Annotated in this window: 20 protein-coding genes; 10 read left to right on the top strand and 10 right to left on the bottom strand. The window is 63.1% G+C overall.

From position 1 onward, the window contains the following. Window positions 1-6: 6 nt before the first annotated feature. Window positions 7-1,437, bottom strand: coding sequence for a coniferyl aldehyde dehydrogenase (locus BM317_RS14180; protein WP_092170684.1), 1,431 nt, complete (start codon window positions 1,435-1,437; stop codon window positions 7-9). 148 nt (window positions 1,438-1,585) lie between these two features. Between BM317_RS14180 and BM317_RS14175 the strand changes: the two genes are divergently transcribed. Together BM317_RS14175 and BM317_RS14170 are read left to right on the top strand one after the other, a co-directional pair. After that, entirely contained in the window at window positions 1,586-2,257 is a 672-nt protein-coding gene (locus BM317_RS14175; RefSeq protein WP_060740184.1) for a TetR/AcrR family transcriptional regulator, read from the top strand. A 33-nt stretch (window positions 2,258-2,290) separates the two neighbouring features. Beyond that, a complete protein-coding gene (locus BM317_RS14170; RefSeq protein WP_092474692.1) occupies window positions 2,291-3,145 on the top strand; it encodes a sulfurtransferase in 855 nt (284 codons plus the stop codon). A gap of 239 nt (window positions 3,146-3,384) precedes the next feature. Here BM317_RS14170 and BM317_RS14165 read toward each other — a convergent pair whose 3' ends face one another. The 4 genes from BM317_RS14165 to BM317_RS14150 are packed head-to-tail and all read right to left on the bottom strand — an operon-like array spanning window position 3,385 to window position 7,864. Further along, window positions 3,385-4,383, bottom strand: coding sequence for a hydrolase (locus BM317_RS14165; protein WP_092170821.1), 999 nt, complete (start codon window positions 4,381-4,383; stop codon window positions 3,385-3,387). A 31-nt stretch (window positions 4,384-4,414) separates the two neighbouring features. Further along, window positions 4,415-5,026: a 16S rRNA (guanine(966)-N(2))-methyltransferase RsmD gene (gene rsmD / locus BM317_RS14160; protein ID WP_092170692.1), complete on the bottom strand. Its 612-nt coding sequence runs from the start codon at window positions 5,024-5,026 to the stop codon at window positions 4,415-4,417. Continuing rightward, complete coding sequence (locus BM317_RS14155; RefSeq protein WP_092474689.1) at window positions 5,026-6,516, bottom strand: M16 family metallopeptidase; 1,491 nt, start codon at window positions 6,514-6,516, stop codon at window positions 5,026-5,028. The genes rsmD and BM317_RS14155 overlap by 1 nt, the downstream gene beginning before the upstream one ends. Further along, a complete protein-coding gene (locus BM317_RS14150) occupies window positions 6,509-7,864 on the bottom strand; it encodes a M16 family metallopeptidase (RefSeq protein ID WP_092170700.1) in 1,356 nt (451 codons plus the stop codon). The genes BM317_RS14155 and BM317_RS14150 overlap by 8 nt, the downstream gene beginning before the upstream one ends. Before the next feature lie 344 nt (window positions 7,865-8,208). Here BM317_RS14150 and ftsY point away from each other — a divergent pair, with 344 nt between their 5' ends. The 4 genes from ftsY (at window position 8,209) to rpoH (ending at window position 12,296) form a co-directional block, all read left to right on the top strand. Beyond that, entirely contained in the window at window positions 8,209-9,642 is a 1,434-nt protein-coding gene (gene ftsY / locus BM317_RS14145) for a signal recognition particle-docking protein FtsY (RefSeq protein ID WP_092170703.1), read from the top strand. Further along, window positions 9,639-10,310 (top strand): cell division ATP-binding protein FtsE, encoded by a 672-nt coding sequence (gene ftsE, locus BM317_RS14140; protein WP_060740190.1) that lies wholly within the window; start codon window positions 9,639-9,641, stop codon window positions 10,308-10,310. The genes ftsY and ftsE overlap by 4 nt, the downstream gene beginning before the upstream one ends. Then, window positions 10,307-11,329: a permease-like cell division protein FtsX gene (gene ftsX / locus BM317_RS14135; protein WP_060740191.1), complete on the top strand. Its 1,023-nt coding sequence runs from the start codon at window positions 10,307-10,309 to the stop codon at window positions 11,327-11,329. The genes ftsE and ftsX overlap by 4 nt, the downstream gene beginning before the upstream one ends. Before the next feature lie 112 nt (window positions 11,330-11,441). Next, window positions 11,442-12,296, top strand: coding sequence for an RNA polymerase sigma factor RpoH (rpoH, locus tag BM317_RS14130; protein WP_003177476.1), 855 nt, complete (start codon window positions 11,442-11,444; stop codon window positions 12,294-12,296). Between the two features lie 198 nt (window positions 12,297-12,494). Here rpoH and mtgA read toward each other — a convergent pair whose 3' ends face one another. Continuing rightward, a complete protein-coding gene (gene mtgA, locus BM317_RS14120) occupies window positions 12,495-13,217 on the bottom strand; it encodes a monofunctional biosynthetic peptidoglycan transglycosylase (RefSeq protein WP_092474686.1) in 723 nt (240 codons plus the stop codon). 73 nt (window positions 13,218-13,290) lie between these two features. Between mtgA and BM317_RS14115 the strand changes: the two genes are divergently transcribed. The 4 genes from BM317_RS14115 to trmB all read left to right on the top strand — a co-directional run bounded on the left by BM317_RS14115 (window position 13,291) and on the right by trmB (window position 15,537). Beyond that, on the top strand, window positions 13,291-13,662 hold the full coding sequence (locus tag BM317_RS14115; RefSeq protein WP_092170712.1) for a DUF423 domain-containing protein: 372 nt from the start codon (window positions 13,291-13,293) through the stop codon (window positions 13,660-13,662). A gap of 90 nt (window positions 13,663-13,752) precedes the next feature. Next, window positions 13,753-13,953 (top strand): sulfur carrier protein ThiS, encoded by a 201-nt coding sequence (thiS, locus tag BM317_RS14110; RefSeq protein ID WP_170842332.1) that lies wholly within the window; start codon window positions 13,753-13,755, stop codon window positions 13,951-13,953. Window positions 13,954-14,007: 54 nt separating this feature from the next. After that, the gene (locus BM317_RS14105; protein ID WP_060740195.1) at window positions 14,008-14,802 is read left to right on the top strand and encodes a thiazole synthase; all 795 of its coding nucleotides are present in this window, start codon (window positions 14,008-14,010) and stop codon (window positions 14,800-14,802) included. A gap of 9 nt (window positions 14,803-14,811) precedes the next feature. Beyond that, on the top strand, window positions 14,812-15,537 hold the full coding sequence (trmB, locus tag BM317_RS14100; protein WP_014340682.1) for a tRNA (guanosine(46)-N7)-methyltransferase TrmB: 726 nt from the start codon (window positions 14,812-14,814) through the stop codon (window positions 15,535-15,537). A gap of 144 nt (window positions 15,538-15,681) precedes the next feature. Here trmB and BM317_RS14095 read toward each other — a convergent pair whose 3' ends face one another. From BM317_RS14095 to BM317_RS14080, 4 genes are read right to left on the bottom strand one after another with little or no spacing between them, the layout of a single operon-like run. Then, the gene (locus tag BM317_RS14095; protein ID WP_060740196.1) at window positions 15,682-16,005 is read right to left on the bottom strand and encodes a DUF3392 domain-containing protein; all 324 of its coding nucleotides are present in this window, start codon (window positions 16,003-16,005) and stop codon (window positions 15,682-15,684) included. Between the two features lie 18 nt (window positions 16,006-16,023). After that, window positions 16,024-17,223, bottom strand: coding sequence for a radical SAM family heme chaperone HemW (hemW, locus tag BM317_RS14090; RefSeq protein ID WP_092474683.1), 1,200 nt, complete (start codon window positions 17,221-17,223; stop codon window positions 16,024-16,026). Continuing rightward, a complete protein-coding gene (gene rdgB, locus BM317_RS14085; protein WP_092474680.1) occupies window positions 17,220-17,816 on the bottom strand; it encodes an RdgB/HAM1 family non-canonical purine NTP pyrophosphatase in 597 nt (198 codons plus the stop codon). The genes hemW and rdgB overlap by 4 nt, the downstream gene beginning before the upstream one ends. After that, window positions 17,813-18,247, bottom strand: a complete 435-nt coding sequence (locus BM317_RS14080; RefSeq protein ID WP_092474677.1) for a DUF4426 domain-containing protein — start codon at window positions 18,245-18,247, stop codon at window positions 17,813-17,815. Before BM317_RS14080 ends, rdgB begins: the two co-directional genes overlap by 4 nt. Window positions 18,248-18,259 lie beyond the last annotated feature (12 nt).

Here is an 18,259-nt window from a genome sequence, read left to right as displayed (position 1 = left end):
CACGCGTCAGCGGACAAACAGCTTCTGAATCAGTTTCTGCAAGGGTTTGCCGTAGGGCGGATAAATCAGCTTCGCCGCGTTGAATCGCTGTTTGGTCAGCACGCCCTTGGCCTTGCTGAAAGTCAGGAAGCCCTCATGCCCGTGGTAATGCCCCATTCCCGAGGGCCCGATGCCGCCGAACGGCATGTCATCCTGGGCGACATGCAACAGCGTGTCGTTCAGGCAGACGCCGCCGGAATGGGTTTCGTGGAGCACGCGATGTTGTTCGGCCTTGTCGTAGCCGAAGTAGTAGAGCGCCAGCGGGCGGGGTCGCTGATTGATGTAGGCAAACGCCTGGTCCAGATGGTCATAGGGCACGATGGGCAGCAGCGGGCCGAAGATCTCGTCTTGCATGACGGTCATCTCATCGTTGACGTTGAGCAGCAGGCTGTGGGCCATGCGGCGGCCCTGGCCTTGCTCGAACAGTTCGATCAGCAACGCGCCCTTGCCGGTGGCGTCGCTGATGTAGCCATTGAGCCGCGCCACTTGTCGTTCATTGATGATGGCGGTGTAGTCCGGGTTGTCCGCCAGAGTCGGATAAAACCTGCGCACCGCCTCGCGATACGCCTCGACGAACTCACCGACGCGGTTCTGCGGCACCAGTACATAGTCCGGGGCGACACAGGTTTGCCCGGCATTCAGGGTTTTGCCGAAGGCAATGCGTTCGGCGGCATCCTTGATGGGGACATCGACCGACACGATGGCTGGCGATTTTCCACCCAGCTCCAGGGTGATCGGGGTCAGGTTTTCGGCGGCGGCCCGCATGACATGCTTGCCGATGCTGGTGGCGCCGGTGAACAACAGGTGATCGAAGGGCAACTTGGAAAACGCCATGCCGACCTCCGCCTCGCCGAGCACCACGCACACCAGGTCCTGGGGGAAGACCCGGGCGAGCAATTGCTTGAGCAGCAAGCCGGTCGCCGGTGTCGATTCGCTGAGCTTGAGCATCACCCGGTTGCCCGCCGCCAATGCCCCGACCAGCGGCCCGATGGCCAGGAACAGCGGGTAGTTCCACGGCACGATGACCCCGACCACGCCCAACGGCTGATAGATCACTTTGGCTGAGGCCGGTTGAAAGGCCATGCCCACCTTGCGCCGGGAGGGTTTCATCCAGCCTTGGAGGTGCCGGCTGGCGTAATGGATACCGTGCAGGCTCGGCATCAGCTCGGCCAACAATGTTTCGTCGGCGCTGCGGTGGCTGAAATCCTGGCTGATGGCGTCGATCAAGGCTTGTCGTTCGTTGCTCAATACCTCGCGCAGTGCCTTGAGCCATTGTCGGCGCTGTTCGGCCGGTGGCATCGGATGGGCGGCGTAGGCCTGGCGCTGGGCATCGAAGAGCGACCGCAGCTCGTCCAGTTGTTGTTGAGACTCGTGCAGGTAGGCCACGTCGGCAGGCATCGTCAGGCACCGGATATTATTAGAGTGGGTGTTTTCTAGAGCTTATACTCTAGAAAGTCAATGGCATCCGCAACGGCTGTGGGTTTTTCCTGTGACCGATAGGTCGTAAGATGCCGATCAATGCCTTCGTCGAATTAAAGCCCAAACCATGGCCCCACGAATGAAAACCAGCGAGCGCATCGTGCAAAACAGCCTCGAGCTGTTCAACCAACAGGGTGAGCGCAGCGTCAGCACCAATCACATCGCCGCCCACATGGACATGTCCCCGGGCAATCTCTATTACCACTTCCCCAACAAGCAGGCGATCATCGCCGTGCTGTTCAGTGAATACGAGAACCTGGTGGACAGCTTCCTGCGCCCGCCCCAGGGCCGGGCGGCCACGGTGGATGACAAGCGCTTCTACCTGCAGGAGCTGCTGGCGGCCATGTGGCGCTATCGCTTCCTGCACCGGGACCTGGAGCATCTGCTCGACAGCGATCCGGACCTTGCGGCCCGTTATCGTCGGTTTTCCCAGCGCTGCCTGATCCACGGCACTGCGATCTACGAAGGTTTCGTTGCCGCCGGCATTCTGAAGATGGACCGGGTGCAGATCGAGTCCCTGACCCTCAACGCCTGGATCATCCTCACGTCCTGGGTGCGGTTCCTGTGCACCACGCGGGAAAATTTCAGCCACCTGAGTGAGCAGGCCATCAAGCGCGGCGTCTATCAGGTGCTGGTGCTGGAAGCCGGTTTCGTGACCGATCAGGCCCGCGAAGCGGTGGATGCACTGTTCAAGGAATATTACGTCCCCCTGGCCCAGACCCTGGAGGAAGGGCAGTAGGACCGGTCCCCGACTTAGCCACAGGAGCTCACCATGCCCATCGCGCAACTCATCAGCCCCGAAGCCCTCGAACAGCGGCGATCACGGCCCGGGCTGGTCATCCTCGACTGTCGCTTTGCCCTGGAAGACCCGGATTACGGCCAGCGCAGTTATGCCGAGGGCCACATTGCCGGGGCGTCGTTCGCGGACCTTGAGCGCGACCTGAGCGGGCCGGTGAGCAAAGGCGTGACCGGGCGCCATCCGCTGCCCGAGCCCGAGGCCTTGATCGAGCGCCTCAGGGCTTGGGGGCTCGATAACGACAGCGACGTCGTGCTGTACGACGACGGCCCCGGCGCTTATGCCGCGCGGGCCTGGTGGTTGTTGGCCTGGCTGGGCAAGCGCGATGGCGTGTCCATCCTCGACGGTGGGCTCAAGGCCTGGCATGCCGCTGGCTTGCCGTTGAGCCTGGATCCGCCGCAGCACAGTCGTGGGACTTTCATGGGGGCGCCGGATGCGAGCTTGTTGATCAATGCGCAAGCGCTGCAACAACGCCTCGGTGAGTCGGCCATGACCCTGCTGGATGCCCGGGCGTTGCCGCGCTTCAAGGGCGAAGTCGAGCCGATCGACCCGGTGGCCGGGCATATCCCGGGCGCCCAGTGCGCGGCGTTCACCGACAACCTGGGCGCCGATGGACGCTTCTTGCCGGCCGCCCAGCTCAAGCAACGCTTCGCCGAAAAACTGGGCGAGCGCTCGCCCACCGAACTGGTGGCGTACTGCGGCTCCGGCGTGACGGCGTGCCATAACCTGTTCGCCTTGTGCCTGGCAGGGTATCCCTTGGGAAGGCTGTATGCCGGCTCTTGGAGTGAATGGATCAATGATCCCCAGCGGGGCGTGGCAAAGGGCGAATAGCCCAGCCCCTAACCATGTGGGAGCGAGCTTGCTCGCGATGACGGTGTGCCAGGCAACTTCAATGTCGACGTCCCGCCGCTATCGCGAGCAAGCTCGCTCCCACAGGGATTCCTGGCGAACGCTGAACCGGTGAACACCCCAAAAAAATTGTGGGAGCGAGCTTGCTCCCACAGGGGATTGCTGGCGAACGCTGAACCGGTGAACACCTCCCAGAGGGGATTTGTGTTGTCTGCGAATCGTCAGCCGCGCCTCAGGCTGGCCAACCAATCGGGAATCCGTCGCTCCAGGTAATACCCCGGGCGCCGCAGGGTTCCGTCGACAAACCCTACATGTCCGCCCCGGGCGTGCAGTTCAAGTCGGGTGGAGGTGGATAGCTCGCCGGGTTCGGGCAGGCTGTGGGGAAACACGAAAGGATCGTCGGCGGCCTGGATGACCAGGGTCGGCGTGCTGATGCCCGCCATGAAATAGCGGCTGGAGGCGCGGCGGTAGTAGTCCGCGGCATCGGAGAACCCGTGCAGCGGCGCCGTCACCCGGCCGTCAAAGTCCCAGAAGGTGCGCATGTTTTCCAGCGGGCCAAGCGCCGCCAAGGTCGCCAGGCCTTCGTGGTGTCCGTCGTGCTGGAACTGGCGTTGCTTGTTGCGCACATAGGCCACCATCTGTCGCATGAAGTGCGCCTGGTAGAACTTGGAAAATCCCTGGCCGATGCGATCGGCGCACTGGTCGAGGCGAAACGGTACCGAGACCGCCACGGCCCCTTGCAACTGGCTGTCGCGGCCGGCTTCTCCCAAGTGCTTGAGCAACACATTGCCGCCCAGTGAATAACCCACCGCAAACAGCGGCGCCAAGGGCCGCTTGGCGCGCAAGTGAGTGATGGTGGCGGCCAGGTCTTCGCTGACGCCCGAATGATAGCTGCGGGGCAACAGGTTCGGCTCGCCCGAGCAGCCGCGCCAGTTCAAGGCCGCGCTGGCCCAGCCCTGGCGACCGAGCGCCTGCTGCAACCCGGCCACGTAAGGCGAGTTGGAAGAGCCGGTCAACCCGTGCAGCACCAGCACCAGTGGCGCCTCGGCGCTGTGGGGGCCGTGCCAGTCGAGGTCGAGGAAATCACCGTCTTCCAGCCACAGGCGCTCGCGTTGACGCTCGATGTGGGTGGTCTGGCGCCACAAGGGGCCCCACAAGGTTTGCAGGTGCGGGTTGCCAAGGCCCGGGGCAGGGACGAAACGTTCAGATGCGGCGGACATCATTATTATTCTCGATGCACTGGTCAGCCGTTCAGCCAATGTCCTTTGGCAAACGCTGCCACAACGCGTAATACACCCGTCCGGATTTCTGCTCGCGGTGCAAGCGCCAATTGCCCGGCAAGCCCAGGGTGGACGGGGCAGTCTCGCTTTCAGTGTAGACCCAGGCATCCTCGGCCAGCCACTGACGCTCCTCGAGCAAGGCGCAGACCGTCGGCAACAGGTTCTGGTTGAAAGGAGGGTCCAGGAACACCAGGTCGAAAGGCGTTGCCGGTTGGCTGTCCAGGTAGCGCAGCGCGTCGGCGGTCTGCACCTGACCGACGGTGCAACGCAGGGTGCCCAGGTGTTCCTTGAGGCTGGAGACCGCCAGGTTGCTGGCATCCAGCGCCTGGCCCATGGCGGCGCCACGGGACAGGGCCTCGAGAAACAGCGCGCCGCTGCCGGCGAATGGATCGAGCACCCGGGCGCCTGCCACGTAGGGCGCGAGCCAGTTGAACAGGGTTTCCCGCACGCGGTCCGGGGTGGGGCGCAGCCCCGGGGCATCCGGGAAACTCAGGCGCCGGCTGCGCCATTCGCCGCCGATGATGCGCAACTGGTTCACACCGTTGTGCACGGGTTTCTTGCTGGAATTCGATGGGCGGGCCATTAGTGCTCCGGAACCCCGAGCGGCTGCTCGGCAGGTTTGTCAGTAGGGGGCGGCAACGGCTTTTGCGGCACGCTCGGGCCGGCGGTGACGATGACCATTTTGTCGGTGCTCAGGTGTTTGTTCAGCGCGGCCTTGACCTGCTCGACCGTCAGTTCCTGGGACTGGCGCATGAAATCTTCCAGGTAGCTGAGCGGCAAGTCATAGAACCCCATGGCGCCGAGCTGGCCGACGATGTCGGCATTGCTGGCGGTGGACAGAGGGAAGCTGCCCGCCAACTCACGCTTGGCGTCATCGAGTTCTTTCTGGGTCGGACCGTTCTTGAGGTAGTCGGCGAACACATCCTGCACCAGTTTCAAGGTGCCTTCGCTCATCTCGGCACGGGTCTGCAGGTTGATCATGAACGGGCCGCGGGCCTGCATCGCCGTGAAGCCGGAATACACGCCGTAGGTCAGGCCGCGTTTTTCGCGGACTTCAGTCATCAGCCGCGTGCCGAAGCCACCGCCGCCGAGGATCTGGTTGCCCAGGGACACCGCGGCATAGTCTGGATCGTCGCGGTCGATGCCCAACTGCGCGAGCATCAGGTTGGTCTGCTTGGACGGGAACTCGATGTGGCCGATGCTCGCCTTCGGCTCCACCGGTGGCGGGGTTTTCGCCAGGGCCGGGCCTTTGGGCAGCGCGGCGGCGACCTGGTTGGCAATCGTTTCGGCTTCGGCGCGGGACAAGTCCCCCACCAGTGCAATCACTGCGTTGCCGGCGGCATAGGCCTTGGCGTGGAACGCCCGGGCCTGGGCCAGGGTGATCGGTGGAATGCTCTCGGCGGTGCCGTCGCTGGAATGGGCATAAGGATGCTCGCCGTACAGGCGCTTCATCAGTTCCAGGCCCGCCAGTTTGCCGGGGTTCTGCTTCTGGTATTCGAAGCCGGCGAGCATCTGGTTCTTGATCCGGGCGAAGGAGTCGGCGGGGAAGGTCGGTTTGCCGACGACTTCGGCGAACAGCTCCAATGCCGGCTCACGCTTGTCGGCTGCGCTGAGACTGCGCAGGGACGCCACGGCCATGTCCCGATAGGCACCGTTGCCGAAGTCCGCGCCGAGGCTTTCGAAGCCTTGGGCAATGGCGCTGACGTCCTTGCCGGCCACGCCTTCGTTGAGCATGGCGTTGGTCAGCAGGGCGAGGCCGGGGGCGTCGCCGTCCTGGCTGCTGCCGGCGGCGAAGGTCAGGCGCAGGTCGAACATCGGCAATTCCCGGGCTTCGACGAACAGCACCTTGGCGCCGTCAGCGGTTGTCCAGGTTTGCACGTCGAGCTGGCGCCGACTGGGGGCCTTGTCGTTCAGTTCGGCCAGGGATTGCAGCTTGTTGCCGGACTTGGCCTTGTCCAATGCCTGGCTGGCGTTGGAGTCGCTGGACGGCGACAAGTAAAAGGCCAGGGCGCCGGCCAGGGCGATCAGTACCAGGCCGATCGGCACCAGGCGCGATGATTTGCGCTCACTCATGAGCTTTCTCCTCGGGCAGGACGTGCGCAACGCTCAGGCGCGAGCGGGTGAAATACAGCTGGGCTGCCTTCTGGATGTCTTGCGGGGTCACGCTTTGCAGTTCGGCGAGTTCGGTGTCCATCAGCTTCCAGGACAAGCCGACGGTTTCCAGCTGGCCGATGGCGGTGGCCTGGCTGGTGATCGAGTCGCGCTCATACACCAGGCCGGCGATGACCTGGGCGCGCACGCGTTCCAGTTCCTCGGCGGTCGGGGCGGTGGTTTTCAACTGCTCAAGCAAGCGCCACAAGCCTGCTTCTGCCTGGGCGAGGGTTTTGTTTTTCTGCGTGTTGGGCGTCGCCGACAAGGTGAACAACGAGTCGCCGCGGGTGAAGGCGTCGTAGCTCGACGAGCCGCCGGACACCAATTCTTCGCCGCGCTCCAGTTGGGTCGGGATCCGGCCGCTGTAGCCGCCGTCCAGCAGGGCCGAGATCAGCCGCAACGCGTTGACCGAGGCCTTGTCCGTCGCGGTGGCGATGCTCGGCACGTTGAAGGCCAGCATCACGCTGGGCAGTTGGGTCTGCACGTGCAGGGTGATCTGGCGTTCGCCGGGTTCGGCCAGTTCAAGAGGGATTTTCGCGACCGGCACCGCGCGCCGGGCAATCGGGCCGAAATAACGCTGGGCCAGGGATTTGACCTCCTCCGGCGTCACGTCGCCAACCACCACCAGGGTCGCGTTGTTCGGGGTGTACCAGGACTCGTACCAGTGACGCAGTTCCTCGACGGTCATCCGGTCCAGGTCGGCCATCCAGCCGATGGTCGGCGTGTGGTAGCCGCTGGCCGGGTAAGCCATGGCCTTGAAACGCTCGTAGGCCTTGGACATGGGCTTGTCGTCGGTGCGCATGCGGCGCTCTTCCTTGATCACCTCGATCTCGCGGCTGAATTCCTCCGGCGGCAGGCGCAGGCTGGCCATGCGATCAGCTTCCAGTTCGAAGGCCACGCCCAGGCGGTCGCGGGCCAGCACCTGGTAGTAGGCGGTGAAGTCGTCGCTGGTGAAGGCGTTCTCTTCGGCACCGAGGTCGCGCAGGATCAGCGACGCTTCGCCGGGGCCGACTTTTTCACTGCCCTTGAACATCATGTGCTCAAGGGCGTGGGACAAACCAGTCTGGCCTGGCGTTTCGTAGCTGGAACCGACCTTGTACCAGACCTGGGACACCACCACCGGCGCACGATGGTCTTCGCGCACGACGACCTTCAGGCCGTTGTCGAGGGTGAATTCATGGGTGGGTTGTGGGTCGGCAGCCAAGGCTGAAAGAGGCAGACAAACTGTGCTGAGCAGCAGGCCTGCGGCGCGGCGGGCAAGAGCATTCATTCGTGTTTAAACCTGTTGGGTTGCCTGCTAGGTCTTAGCCTCGGCAGGCGAGGAGGTGCTAGGATACTGATCCGTTTTACTGGCGGCCACGCCTATCGGGCCTTTTATCGGCCCGGGGTTGCCTGGGTTCTGCGGAGAAACCCTGGGTTTGCTCGTTGATCCCGGCGTTTTCGCCGATGATGCCGTACCAGTCCTTCGAAAAAATCGACTTTGAGGCGTCCTGGGGACGCTTCGACAAAATGTTGCGCGTGAACAAGCTGGATGAAACGCAGTCTGTTCAGCATTGAATATTTATCACCGAGGCGCCCTCGTGGCGCGTCGCTACCGTGAGATAGCCGTCCTCCATGTTTGGTTCCAACGACGACAAGAAGACCCCAGCCGCGGCTGGCGAGAAAAAAGGCCTGTTCGGATGGCTGCGCAAGAAGCCGCAGGATACCGTCGTCGAACAGCCACAAGCGCTGCCTGAGCCCGCCGCCGAGACAGTGGCCGAAGCAGCCGCGCCCATTGTCCTGCCGATCGCCGAGCCGGTGCTGCAACCGGTCGAGCCTGAGCCCGTTGCCGAGCCGATGGCCGAGCAGCCGCTGACCCCGCCCGCCGGGCAAACGCCCTGGCTGACCTTGCCGGTGGCGGAAGAGCCCGTCGCGCTGGTCGAGGAAACGGCGCCTCATATCACCCCGCCGATTCCAGCGCCGACACAGGTTGTCGAGGCGCCGGTCGTCGAAGCTTTCATCGAACCGCCAGCCGCCGTCGTTGCACCCGTGGTTGCGCCTGCCGCCCCCGAGCCGGCACCTGCCGTGCTGGAAACCATGGCCGCCGTCGAGCCCGTCCGTAGCGCTGAGGAAAACAAGGTCGGCTTCTTCGCCCGCCTCAAGCAGGGCTTGTCCAAGACCAGCGCCAGCATCGGCGAAGGCATGGCCAGCCTGTTCCTGGGCAAGAAAGTCATCGACGACGAATTGCTGGAGGACATCGAAACCCGCCTGCTGACCGCCGATGTCGGCGTCGAGGCCACCTCGGTGATTATCCAGAGCCTGACCCAGAAGGTCGCGCGCAAGCAGCTGACCGATGCCGACGCCCTGTACAAATCCCTGCAGGGCGAGCTGACCAGCCTGCTCAAGCCGGTGGAAAAGCCGCTGGTGATCGCCTCGCAGAACAAGCCATTCGTGATTCTGGTCGTTGGCGTCAATGGCGCCGGCAAGACCACCACCATCGGCAAGCTGGCCAAGAAGCTGCAGCTCGAAGGCAAGAAAGTCATGCTCGCCGCCGGCGACACCTTCCGCGCCGCCGCGGTCGAACAACTGCAAGTGTGGGGCGAGCGCAACAAGATCCCGGTGATCGCCCAACACACCGGCGCCGACTCCGCTTCGGTGATCTTCGACGCCGTGCAGGCGGCCAAGGCCCGTGGCATCGATGTGCTGATCGCCGACACCGCCGGTCGCCTGCACACCAAAGACAACCTGATGGAAGAATTGAAGAAGGTGCGCCGGGTGATCGGCAAGCTCGACGCCGACGCGCCCCACGAAGTGCTGCTGGTCCTGGACGCCGGTACTGGCCAGAACGCCATTAACCAGGCCAAGCAATTCAACCAGACCGTCGAACTGACCGGGCTGGCCCTGACCAAGCTCGACGGCACCGCCAAGGGCGGGGTGATTTTCGCCCTGGCCAAGCAATTCGGCCTGCCCATTCGCTACATCGGCGTGGGCGAAGGCATCGACGACTTGCGCACCTTTGAAGCCGAGCCCTTTGTCCAGGCACTGTTTGCCGAACGGGAGCATTCATGATTCGTTTCGAACAGGTCGGTAAACGCTATCCGAACGGTCACGTCGGCTTGCATGAGCTGAGCTTTCGGGTCCGTCGGGGCGAGTTTCTGTTTGTCACCGGCCATTCCGGTGCCGGTAAAAGCACCTTGCTGCGCCTGTTGCTGGCGATGGAGCGGCCTTCCACCGGCAAACTGCTGCTGGCCGGCCAGGACCTGAGCACCATCAGCAATGCCCAGATCCCCTACCTGCGGCGGCAGATCGGCGTGGTGTTCCAGAATCACCAGTTGCTGTTCGATCGCACGGTGTTCAACAACGTGGCGTTGCCGTTGCAGATCCTTGGCCTGTCCAAGGCCGAAATCATCAAGCGGGTGGATTCGGCCCTGGAGCGCGTGGCCCTGTCGGACAAGACCGACCTGTACCCGGGCGACCTGTCCACCGGCCAGCAACAGCGCGTCGGCATCGCCCGTGCCATCGTCCATCGCCCGGCCTTGCTGCTGGCGGACGAGCCCACCGGTAACCTCGACCCGCGCCTGGCGGCGGAAATCATGGGCGTGTTCGAAGACATCAACCGCCTGGGTACCAGTGTGCTGATCGCCAGTCACGACCTGGCCCTGATCGCCCGCATGCGTCACCGCATGCTCACCTTGCAACGCGGTCGATTGATCGGTGACGGGGAGGCTGGCGCATGAGTGCTACTCGCAGCCCGAAAGTGGCCGAACGCGTGGCCCCGAAGGCCTCCGATCCGCAGCCGCAAAAGAAAAAGCGCGACGATGACGACGGCCCGGATTTCGCCACGCTGCTGCGCGCCTGGATCGAAAGCCATCGCGCCAGCCTGCTGGACAGCCTGCGGCGCCTGGGCAAGCAGCCCATCGGCAGCTTCTTTACCTGCATGGTGATGGCGGTCGCCTTGAGCCTGCCTATGGGCCTGTCATTATTGCTGAATAATGTGGAGCGCCTGGGCGGCTCCTGGCAGCGCGCGGCGCAGATTTCCCTGTACCTGCAGATGGACGCCAGTCCCGCCGAAGGCCAGGCATTGGGTGAGCAGATCAAGGCGATGCCGGGTGTGGCTGAAGCCGAGTACATCGGCCGCGAGCAGGCGCTGGAGGAGTTCCAGCAACAGTCCGGCCTGGGCGATGCGCTCAAGGAGCTGCCGGAGAACCCGCTGCCGGGCGTGGTGCTGGTGACGCCGAACGAGGTCGACAAGCCCGCCCTTGAAGCATTAAGACAAAGACTTTCCGAGTTGCCGAAGGTACAACAGGCGCAACTTGATCTAGTCTGGGTCGAGCGTCTTGCGGCGATCCTCAAGCTCGGCGACCGGTTTGTCTTCGGTCTGACGGTGCTGCTGGTTTCTGCATTACTTTTGGTGATAGGCAATACCATTCGTCTTCATATTGAAAACCGCCGCACCGAGATAGAAGTGATTAAACTCGTCGGCGGTACGGACAGTTATGTACGCAGGCCCTTCCTTTATATGGGGGCGCTGTATGGCTTCGGTGCGGGGATTCTGTCCTGGGGCGTATTGGCGTTTGGCCTGGACTGGCTGAACGATGCGGTAGTGGGGCTGGCCGGTTTGTACGGCAGTGATTTCGCGCTGGCCGGAGTGCCAGTCGCCGACGGTCTGTCGCTCTTGCTTGGCGCGGTGCTGTTGGGTTATATCGGTGCATGGATTGCGGTCGCACGCCACTTGCGTGAGCTTGCGCCAAAATAGTGTTTTTTGCGCGTATTGACCTTTCGGTTTTTGTGGGAACTTGTCTTAGGGTTCCCGGTCAATTTTCGCAGTGCTGAACTGCACGAGTTATGTGAGTCGGAGGTTTTTTCGTATGACCACTTCTTTGCAACCTGCTTATGCTCTGGTCCCGGGTGCGAACCTGGAGGCCTATGTGCACACGGTGAACAGCATCCCCTTGCTGACGCCCGAGCAGGAGCGTGAACTGGCCGAGAGTCTCTATTATGAGCAGGATCTTGAGGCGGCTCGGCAGATGGTGCTCGCCCACCTGCGTTTTGTCGTACATATCGCCCGCAGCTATTCCGGCTACGGGCTGGCCCAGGCCGACCTGATCCAGGAAGGCAACGTCGGCCTGATGAAGGCGGTCAAGCGCTTCAACCCGGAAATGGGTGTGCGCCTGGTGTCGTTCGCCGTGCACTGGATCAAGGCGGAAATCCACGAGTTCATCCTGCGCAACTGGCGCATCGTGAAAGTCGCGACCACCAAGGCCCAGCGCAAGCTGTTCTTCAACCTGCGCAGCCAGAAGAAGCGTCTGGCCTGGCTGAACAACGAAGAAGTCCACCGCGTGGCTGAAAGCCTGGGCGTAGAGCCTCGGGAAGTGCGCGAGATGGAAAGCCGCCTGACCGGCCATGACATGGCCTTCGACCCGGCCGCCGAAGCGGACGACGACAGCGCTTTCCAATCGCCGGCCAACTACCTGGAAGACCACCGGTATGACCCGGCGCGTCAACTGGAAGACGCCGACTGGAGCGACAACTCCAACACCAACCTGCACGAAGCTCTGGAAGTGCTGGACGAACGCAGCCGCGACATCCTCTACCAGCGCTGGCTGGCCGAGGAAAAAGCCACGCTGCACGACCTGGCGCAGAAGTACAACGTGTCGGCCGAGCGGATTCGCCAGCTCGAGAAGAGCGCGATGAACAAGCTCAAGGTGTCGATTGCGGCTTGACGACGGTAACGCCTAAGAAAACGCCCCGATCAGCGATGATCGGGGCGTTTTTGTTTGTGTGGGCAAAACCTCTGATGTGATCGTTCCCACGCTCTGCGTGGGAACGCATCCTGTGACGCTCCGCGTCACGCTTTGGGACGCGGAGCGTCCCGTGCTGCATTCCCACGCGGAGCGTGGGGACGATCATAAAGCGGGTGGCTATTGCGCCCAAGGCACCCGCCGCGAACGATCGAGCTCCAACAGGTAGCTGTCACCCCCCAGCTGGCTCATCTGCTGGCGAATCCAGCCCGCCCGCCGTAGCACATAGGGGCTCGGTCGGCTGGCGCTCCATTTCCGCGGGTTGGGCAATACCGCCGCCAGCAGGCTGGCCTGTTGCCGGGACAAGGCGTCGGCGCTGGTGCGGAAGTGATGGCGTGCTGCTGCTTCCGCCCCGAACACACCGTCATCCCACTCGACGCTGTTGAGATACACCTCAAGGATCCGCTGCTTGGGCCAGAGCACTTCGATCAGCGCGGTGAACCAGGCCTCCAGGCCTTTGCGCAGCCAGCTGCGGCCCGACCACAGGAACAGGTTCTTGGACACTTGCTGGCTGAGGGTGCTGGCGCCGCGAATCGAACCGCCACGCCCATTGTGAGCGAAGGCGGCCTGGATCGCGCCAATGTCGAAGCCCCAGTGCTCGGGGAATTTCTGATCTTCACCAGCGATCACCGCCACCTTGAGGCTGTCGGAAATCCGGTCCCAAGGCTGCCAGGTGCGTTGCAGGTCGATCGGCTCACCGCCGAACCAGGATTCAACCTTGCGCTCGATCATCAGCGCCGTGAACGGCGGCGGCACCACGCGAAACAGCAGCACCAGCAAGACGCTGCCGACGGCGAACCAGAGCAGGGCTTTAAGGAATCGTCGAAACAATAAACGCAGCATAGAGATGGCTTGGCCGAACCCGTCGAGCGGGCCATTATACAGACCCTGTCCACCGAGTCTGACTGGAGTTCCCATGTTGCGTAGCTTTCTGATGCTGGCGGCTTTTTTCGGTTTCACGGGCGTGGCGCTGGGGGCATTTGCCGCCCATGGCCTGAAAAATCGCCTGAGCGCCGATTACCTGGCGATTTTCCACACCGGTGTCACCTACCAACTGGTGCATACCCTGGCGTTGCTGGGCGTTGCGTTGCTGGCCACGCACATTCCCGGACGCGTCGTCACTTGGGCCGGGATTTCGTTTGTCGTCGGCATCCTGTTGTTCTCCGGCAGTCTGTATCTGTTGACCCTTACCGGCATCAGCAAGCTGGGCATCATCACCCCGTTGGGTGGCGTGGCGTTCCTGATCGGCTGGTTGTGCCTGGGGCTTGCCGCCTGGCGGCTGGGCTGACCTGCCGGTCCATTTCATGACGAATGGCTTGGGTCGCCCAGACTGATCGGGCTAGAATGCCAGCCCCTAAAAATGATGGCGGCATCCGGCATGCGCATTCAGTTGAACGGCGAACCCCTTGAACTGCCCGACGGTGAAACCGTTGCGGCCCTGCTGACCCGTCTGGAACTCGCTGGACGTCGCGTCGCGGTGGAGCTCAATCTGGATATCGTCCCGCGCAGCCTGCACGCCGAAACCACGTTGAACGACGGCGATTCGGTCGAAGTGGTCCACGCCATCGGTGGTGGCTAGTCGCCTCGGTTTCGCAGCATTTCGCAAGAACCTCACCCCAACAGAGGATTTCCCATGAGCATTGTTCGTAGCGACAAGCCCTTCGTCCTGGCCGGTCGTACCTACCAGTCGCGCTTGCTGGTAGGCACCGGCAAATACCGCGACATGGAAGAAACCCGCCTGGCCATCGAGGCCTCGGGCGCCGAGATCGTGACCGTCGCCGTGCGCCGGACCAACATCGGCCAGAACCCGGGCGAACCGAACCTGCTGGATATCCTGCCGCCGGATCGCTACACCATCCTGCCGAACACCGCCGGTTGCTTCGACGCCATCGAGGCCGTGCGCACCTGCCGCCTGGCCCGTGAACTGCTCGATGGCCACAACCTGGTGAAGCTGGAAGTGCTGGCGGACCAGAAAACCCTGTTTCCCAACGTGATCGAGACCCTCAAGGCCGCCGAAACCCTGGTCAAGGAAGGTTTCGACGTGATGGTCTACACCAGCGATGACCCGATCATCGCCCGTCAACTGGCGGAAATCGGCTGCATCGCGGTCATGCCGCTGGCCGGCCTGATCGGCACTGGCCTGGGGATCTGCAACCCGTACAACCTGCAGATCATCCTGGAAGAAGCCAAGATCCCGGTGTTGGTGGATGCCGGTGTCGGCACCGCCTCCGACGCCACGATCGCCATGGAGCTGGGTTGCGAAGCGGTGCTGATGAACTCGGCCATCGCCCACGCCCAGCAGCCGGTCCTGATGGCCGAAGCCATGAAGCACGCCATCGTCGCCGGTCGCCTGGCGTACCTCGCCGGCCGCATGCCGAAAAAACTTTACGCCAGCGCCTCCTCGCCGCTGGATGGTCTGATCAAGTAAGAGCCATTGATGACTGAATCGAACGACACGCCGGTCCTGCCGGAAGAAGGCGAAGAGCGCCAGCACCGCCGCATCAAGAGTTTCGTGATGCGCGCCGGGCGCATGACCGAAGGCCAGCAGCGCGGCCTGGAGCAGGGCGCGCCGCTGTTTGTCCTGCCCCTGGCCGATGCGCCGGTGGATTTTGACCAGGTGTTCGGCCGCTCGGCCCCGCGCTCGCTGGAAATCGGCTTCGGCATGGGGCACTCGTTGCTGGAAATGGCCGCCGCTTCGCCGGAGCAGGATTTCATCGGGGTGGAAGTCCACCGTCCCGGTGTCGGTGCGCTGCTCAACGGCGTGCTGACCCAAGGGCTGACCAACCTGCGGGTCTACGATTGCGACGCCATCGAAGTGCTCAACCGCTGCGTGGCCGACAACAGTCTCGACCGGCTGATGCTGTTCTTCCCGGATCCTTGGCACAAAAGCCGGCACCACAAGCGCCGTATCGTCCAGGCGTCGTTCGCTGAACTGGTGCGCAGCAAGTTGAAGGTCGGCGGTGTGCTGCACATGGCCACCGACTGGGAACCCTACGCCGAGTACATGCTGGAAGTGATGAACGTCGCCCCGGGCTATCGCAACCTGGCCGAAGACGGCAAGTGCGTGCCACGCCCGGCCGAACGGCCGATCACCAAGTTCGAGCGCCGTGGCGAACGGCTGGGGCATGGGGTTTGGGATTTGAAGTTCGAGAAGGTGGCGTAAAACCCGAAGATCCTGTTGAAATGGGATCTCCTGTGGGAGCGAGCTTGCTCGCGATGGCGGCATAGCAGTCAACATTGATGTTGGATGTTATGGCCCCATCGCGAGCAAGCTCGCTCCCACATTTGTTTTGTGGTGTCTGAGGGATCAGCGCCGATCCGCCACCACGCCAATCAACACCAGCACCACCAACAACACCGGCGCCAGGCTGTAGTTGTTGAACTGGCTCAAGCCCCTGACGATCCATGGCGTGGCATAGATCAGCGCCGCACCGCTGCCGATCATGCACAGCAGGGCGATCAAGGGGACGCGCAAGGCGCCGGCGATGCTGCCCAGGCGTTGGTCGACCCAGCCCTTGATGTCGGCACCAAACAGCACCAGCAGGCAGCCTACCAATGCCAGGGAGATTTCCGACAGGTTGCTGCGGCTCCAGCGGGACACGGTGGCCAGCAGGTCGAGTACCAGATCCATTCGATTTCCTTGTGTTGATCAGCTCAGAAATGTCTGCAGCAAGTCATTGAGAAACAGCTGTCCGCGCTCGGTGGCCGCCAGACGTGTCGGTTCGACCTGCAACAACCCGCTTTGTTCGGCCTCGCGCCGGCCTTCGGCCAGGCTTTGCAGGGGCAACCCGGTGCGTTCCGGGTACAGCCGCGCGTCCACGCCTGCGGTCAGGCGCAGGGCGTTCATCAGGAACTCGAACGGCAGTTCTTCATTGGCCAGGGTTTTCTCGCCAGCCTGGAAGCTTTTGGCCGGATTGAGATAGTCCTTGGGCAGTCGGGTCTTCCAGGTGCGCACGATGCGCCCGTCCGGATGGCTGAGCTTGCCGTGGGCGCCGGCGCCGATGCCGATGAAGTCGCCGAAGCTCCAGTAGTTGAGGTTATGCCGCGCCGCCCGGCCGGGCTGGGCGTAGGCCGAGACTTCGTATTGGGCGTAGCCGTGTTCGGCCAGCAAGGCCTGCCCGGCTTCCTGGATATCCCACAGCGTGTCGTCTTCGGGCAAGGTCGGCGGTTGGTTCCAGAACACCGTGTTCGGTTCCAGCGTCAACTGGTACCAGGACAGGTGGGTCGGCTTCAAGGCAATGGCCTGGCGCAGGTCGCTCAAGGCGTCGTCGAGGGACTGGTCGGGCAGCCCATGCATCAGGTCCAGGTTGAAGTTGTCGAACCCGGCCTGGCGGGCCATGCCGGCGGCGCGTACCGCTTCGTCACCGTTATGGATGCGCCCCAGGGCTTCGAGCTTGGCCTGCTGGAAGCTCTGGATGCCGATGGACAGGCGATTGATGCCCAGGGCCCGGTAAGCGACGAACTTTTCTTGCTCGAACGTGCCGGGGTTGGCTTCCAGGGTGATTTCGATGTCCTGGGCGAAGGGGATCCGCGCCTCGACACCCTTGAGCAACCGGCCCAGGGCCTGGGCACTGAACAGGCTTGGCGTACCGCCGCCGAAGAAGATCGAGCTCAGTTCGCGGCCATGAACCCCGTGCAGGTCCTGATCGAGATCGGCCAGCAAAGCGTCGACGTATTCCTCCTCCGGCAGCTGTGGACTGGCGGTGTGGGAGTTGAAGTCGCAATAGGGGCATTTGCGCACGCACCACGGGATGTGGATGTACAACGCCAGGGGCGGCAGCACCGGCAGCGGCGCCCGAGGCGTTTGTGCACCGCCATGGATCAGGGGTGCGGGGGCGTCGTCGGTCATTGCAGGCCCAGGCGTTGACGCAGCAGGGCCATGGCGCGGGCGCGGTGGCTCAGTTGGTTCTTTTCCACCGGCCCCAGCTCGGCGCTGGAGCAATTGCGCTCAGGGACCCAGAACAGCGGGTCATAGCCAAAACCGTGCTCGCCGCTGGCTTCGGTGAGAATGCGTCCGTGCCACAGGCCTTCGCAGAGGATCGGCAGCGGATCATCGGCATGCCGGACCAGGGCCAGCACACACACGAACTGCGCGCCGCGCTCGGCTTCGGGCACGTCCTTGAGGGCATCGAGCAGCTTGGCGTTGTTCGCAGCGTCTCCTTTGCCGTCAGCGTAACGGGCCGAGTAAATGCCCGGTGCGCCGCCGAGGAAGTCCACGGCCAGCCCGGAATCGTCGGCGAGCGCCGGCAGGCCCGAGATGCGTGCGGCATTGCGGGCCTTGAGGATGGCGTTCTCGACGAACGACAGGCCGGTCTCTTCCGGTTCCACCTGGCTGAATTCGCCAATCGAGCGCAACTGCACCGACCCGCCGAGCATGGCCTGCAGTTCCTTGAGTTTGCCGGCGTTGTGGCTGGCCAGTACGAGTTGGGTGAGGTTCATCATTCGCCGGGGAACAGTTCCTGGTTGAAGTTGAGGGTGTTGATCTTGTCGCCGGTTTGCACCTTGATCTCGAAGGTACGAGTTTCCTGCTGGGGTACCGGATACTGGGCGATGTAGTAGATCGCGCCTTGCTCGGTCACCTGCTTGAATTTCAGCGGGATGCTCTGGCTGGTGAGGTCTTTCACCGTGCCGCTGACCTGGGCCATCAAGGGCTTGCCATCCTTGAGCACCGAGACGTTGATCACACCCTGTTGCTTGCTGCGGATCAGCTCGGCGCCCTTGGCGATATCTGGCGTCAGGAAGGTGGAGTTGAACGTGTTGTAGTGCACGGTGATATCACCGAACACTTCCTTGCGTTCGCCCTTGATGACGTCGGCGGCCATGGCGCCCACGCTCAGGCAAGCGGTGATGAGAAACAACGCTAGACGTTTCATGTCGTGCTCCTG

It is taken from the genome of Pseudomonas sp. NFACC24-1, from assembly GCF_900115235.1.
Classification (GTDB): Bacteria; Pseudomonadota; Gammaproteobacteria; order Pseudomonadales; family Pseudomonadaceae; genus Aquipseudomonas; species Aquipseudomonas fluorescens_AA.
The sequence above is the reverse complement of the archived record's forward strand: the minus strand, read 5'-3'. Positions and strand labels throughout refer to the sequence as shown.

What these genes read in the sequence shown, in the direction of transcription:
- BM317_RS14170 (WP_092474692.1), top strand. Translation starts at nt 2,291, where the DNA reads ATGCCCATCGCGCAACTCATCAGCCCCGAAGCCCTCGAACAGCGGCGA.
- rdgB (WP_092474680.1), bottom strand. Translation starts at nt 17,816, where the DNA reads ATGATGAACCTCACCCAACTCGTACTGGCCAGCCACAACGCCGGCAAA.
- ftsE (WP_060740190.1), top strand. Translation starts at nt 9,639, where the DNA reads ATGATTCGTTTCGAACAGGTCGGTAAACGCTATCCGAACGGTCACGTC.
- mtgA (WP_092474686.1), bottom strand. Translation starts at nt 13,217, where the DNA reads ATGCTGCGTTTATTGTTTCGACGATTCCTTAAAGCCCTGCTCTGGTTC.
- BM317_RS14150 (WP_092170700.1), bottom strand. Translation starts at nt 7,864, where the DNA reads ATGAATGCTCTTGCCCGCCGCGCCGCAGGCCTGCTGCTCAGCACAGTT.
- hemW (WP_092474683.1), bottom strand. Translation starts at nt 17,223, where the DNA reads ATGACCGACGACGCCCCCGCACCCCTGATCCATGGCGGTGCACAAACG.
- thiS (WP_170842332.1), top strand. Translation starts at nt 13,753, where the DNA reads ATGCGCATTCAGTTGAACGGCGAACCCCTTGAACTGCCCGACGGTGAA.
- BM317_RS14165 (WP_092170821.1), bottom strand. Translation starts at nt 4,383, where the DNA reads ATGTCCGCCGCATCTGAACGTTTCGTCCCTGCCCCGGGCCTTGGCAAC.
- BM317_RS14105 (WP_060740195.1), top strand. Translation starts at nt 14,008, where the DNA reads ATGAGCATTGTTCGTAGCGACAAGCCCTTCGTCCTGGCCGGTCGTACC.
- BM317_RS14080 (WP_092474677.1), bottom strand. Translation starts at nt 18,247, where the DNA reads ATGAAACGTCTAGCGTTGTTTCTCATCACCGCTTGCCTGAGCGTGGGC.
- BM317_RS14095 (WP_060740196.1), bottom strand. Translation starts at nt 16,005, where the DNA reads ATGGATCTGGTACTCGACCTGCTGGCCACCGTGTCCCGCTGGAGCCGC.
- BM317_RS14115 (WP_092170712.1), top strand. Translation starts at nt 13,291, where the DNA reads ATGTTGCGTAGCTTTCTGATGCTGGCGGCTTTTTTCGGTTTCACGGGC.
- BM317_RS14155 (WP_092474689.1), bottom strand. Translation starts at nt 6,516, where the DNA reads ATGAGTGAGCGCAAATCATCGCGCCTGGTGCCGATCGGCCTGGTACTG.
- ftsX (WP_060740191.1), top strand. Translation starts at nt 10,307, where the DNA reads ATGAGTGCTACTCGCAGCCCGAAAGTGGCCGAACGCGTGGCCCCGAAG.
- rpoH (WP_003177476.1), top strand. Translation starts at nt 11,442, where the DNA reads ATGACCACTTCTTTGCAACCTGCTTATGCTCTGGTCCCGGGTGCGAAC.
- ftsY (WP_092170703.1), top strand. Translation starts at nt 8,209, where the DNA reads ATGTTTGGTTCCAACGACGACAAGAAGACCCCAGCCGCGGCTGGCGAG.
- BM317_RS14180 (WP_092170684.1), bottom strand. Translation starts at nt 1,437, where the DNA reads ATGCCTGCCGACGTGGCCTACCTGCACGAGTCTCAACAACAACTGGAC.
- trmB (WP_014340682.1), top strand. Translation starts at nt 14,812, where the DNA reads ATGACTGAATCGAACGACACGCCGGTCCTGCCGGAAGAAGGCGAAGAG.
- rsmD (WP_092170692.1), bottom strand. Translation starts at nt 5,026, where the DNA reads ATGGCCCGCCCATCGAATTCCAGCAAGAAACCCGTGCACAACGGTGTG.
- BM317_RS14175 (WP_060740184.1), top strand. Translation starts at nt 1,586, where the DNA reads ATGGCCCCACGAATGAAAACCAGCGAGCGCATCGTGCAAAACAGCCTC.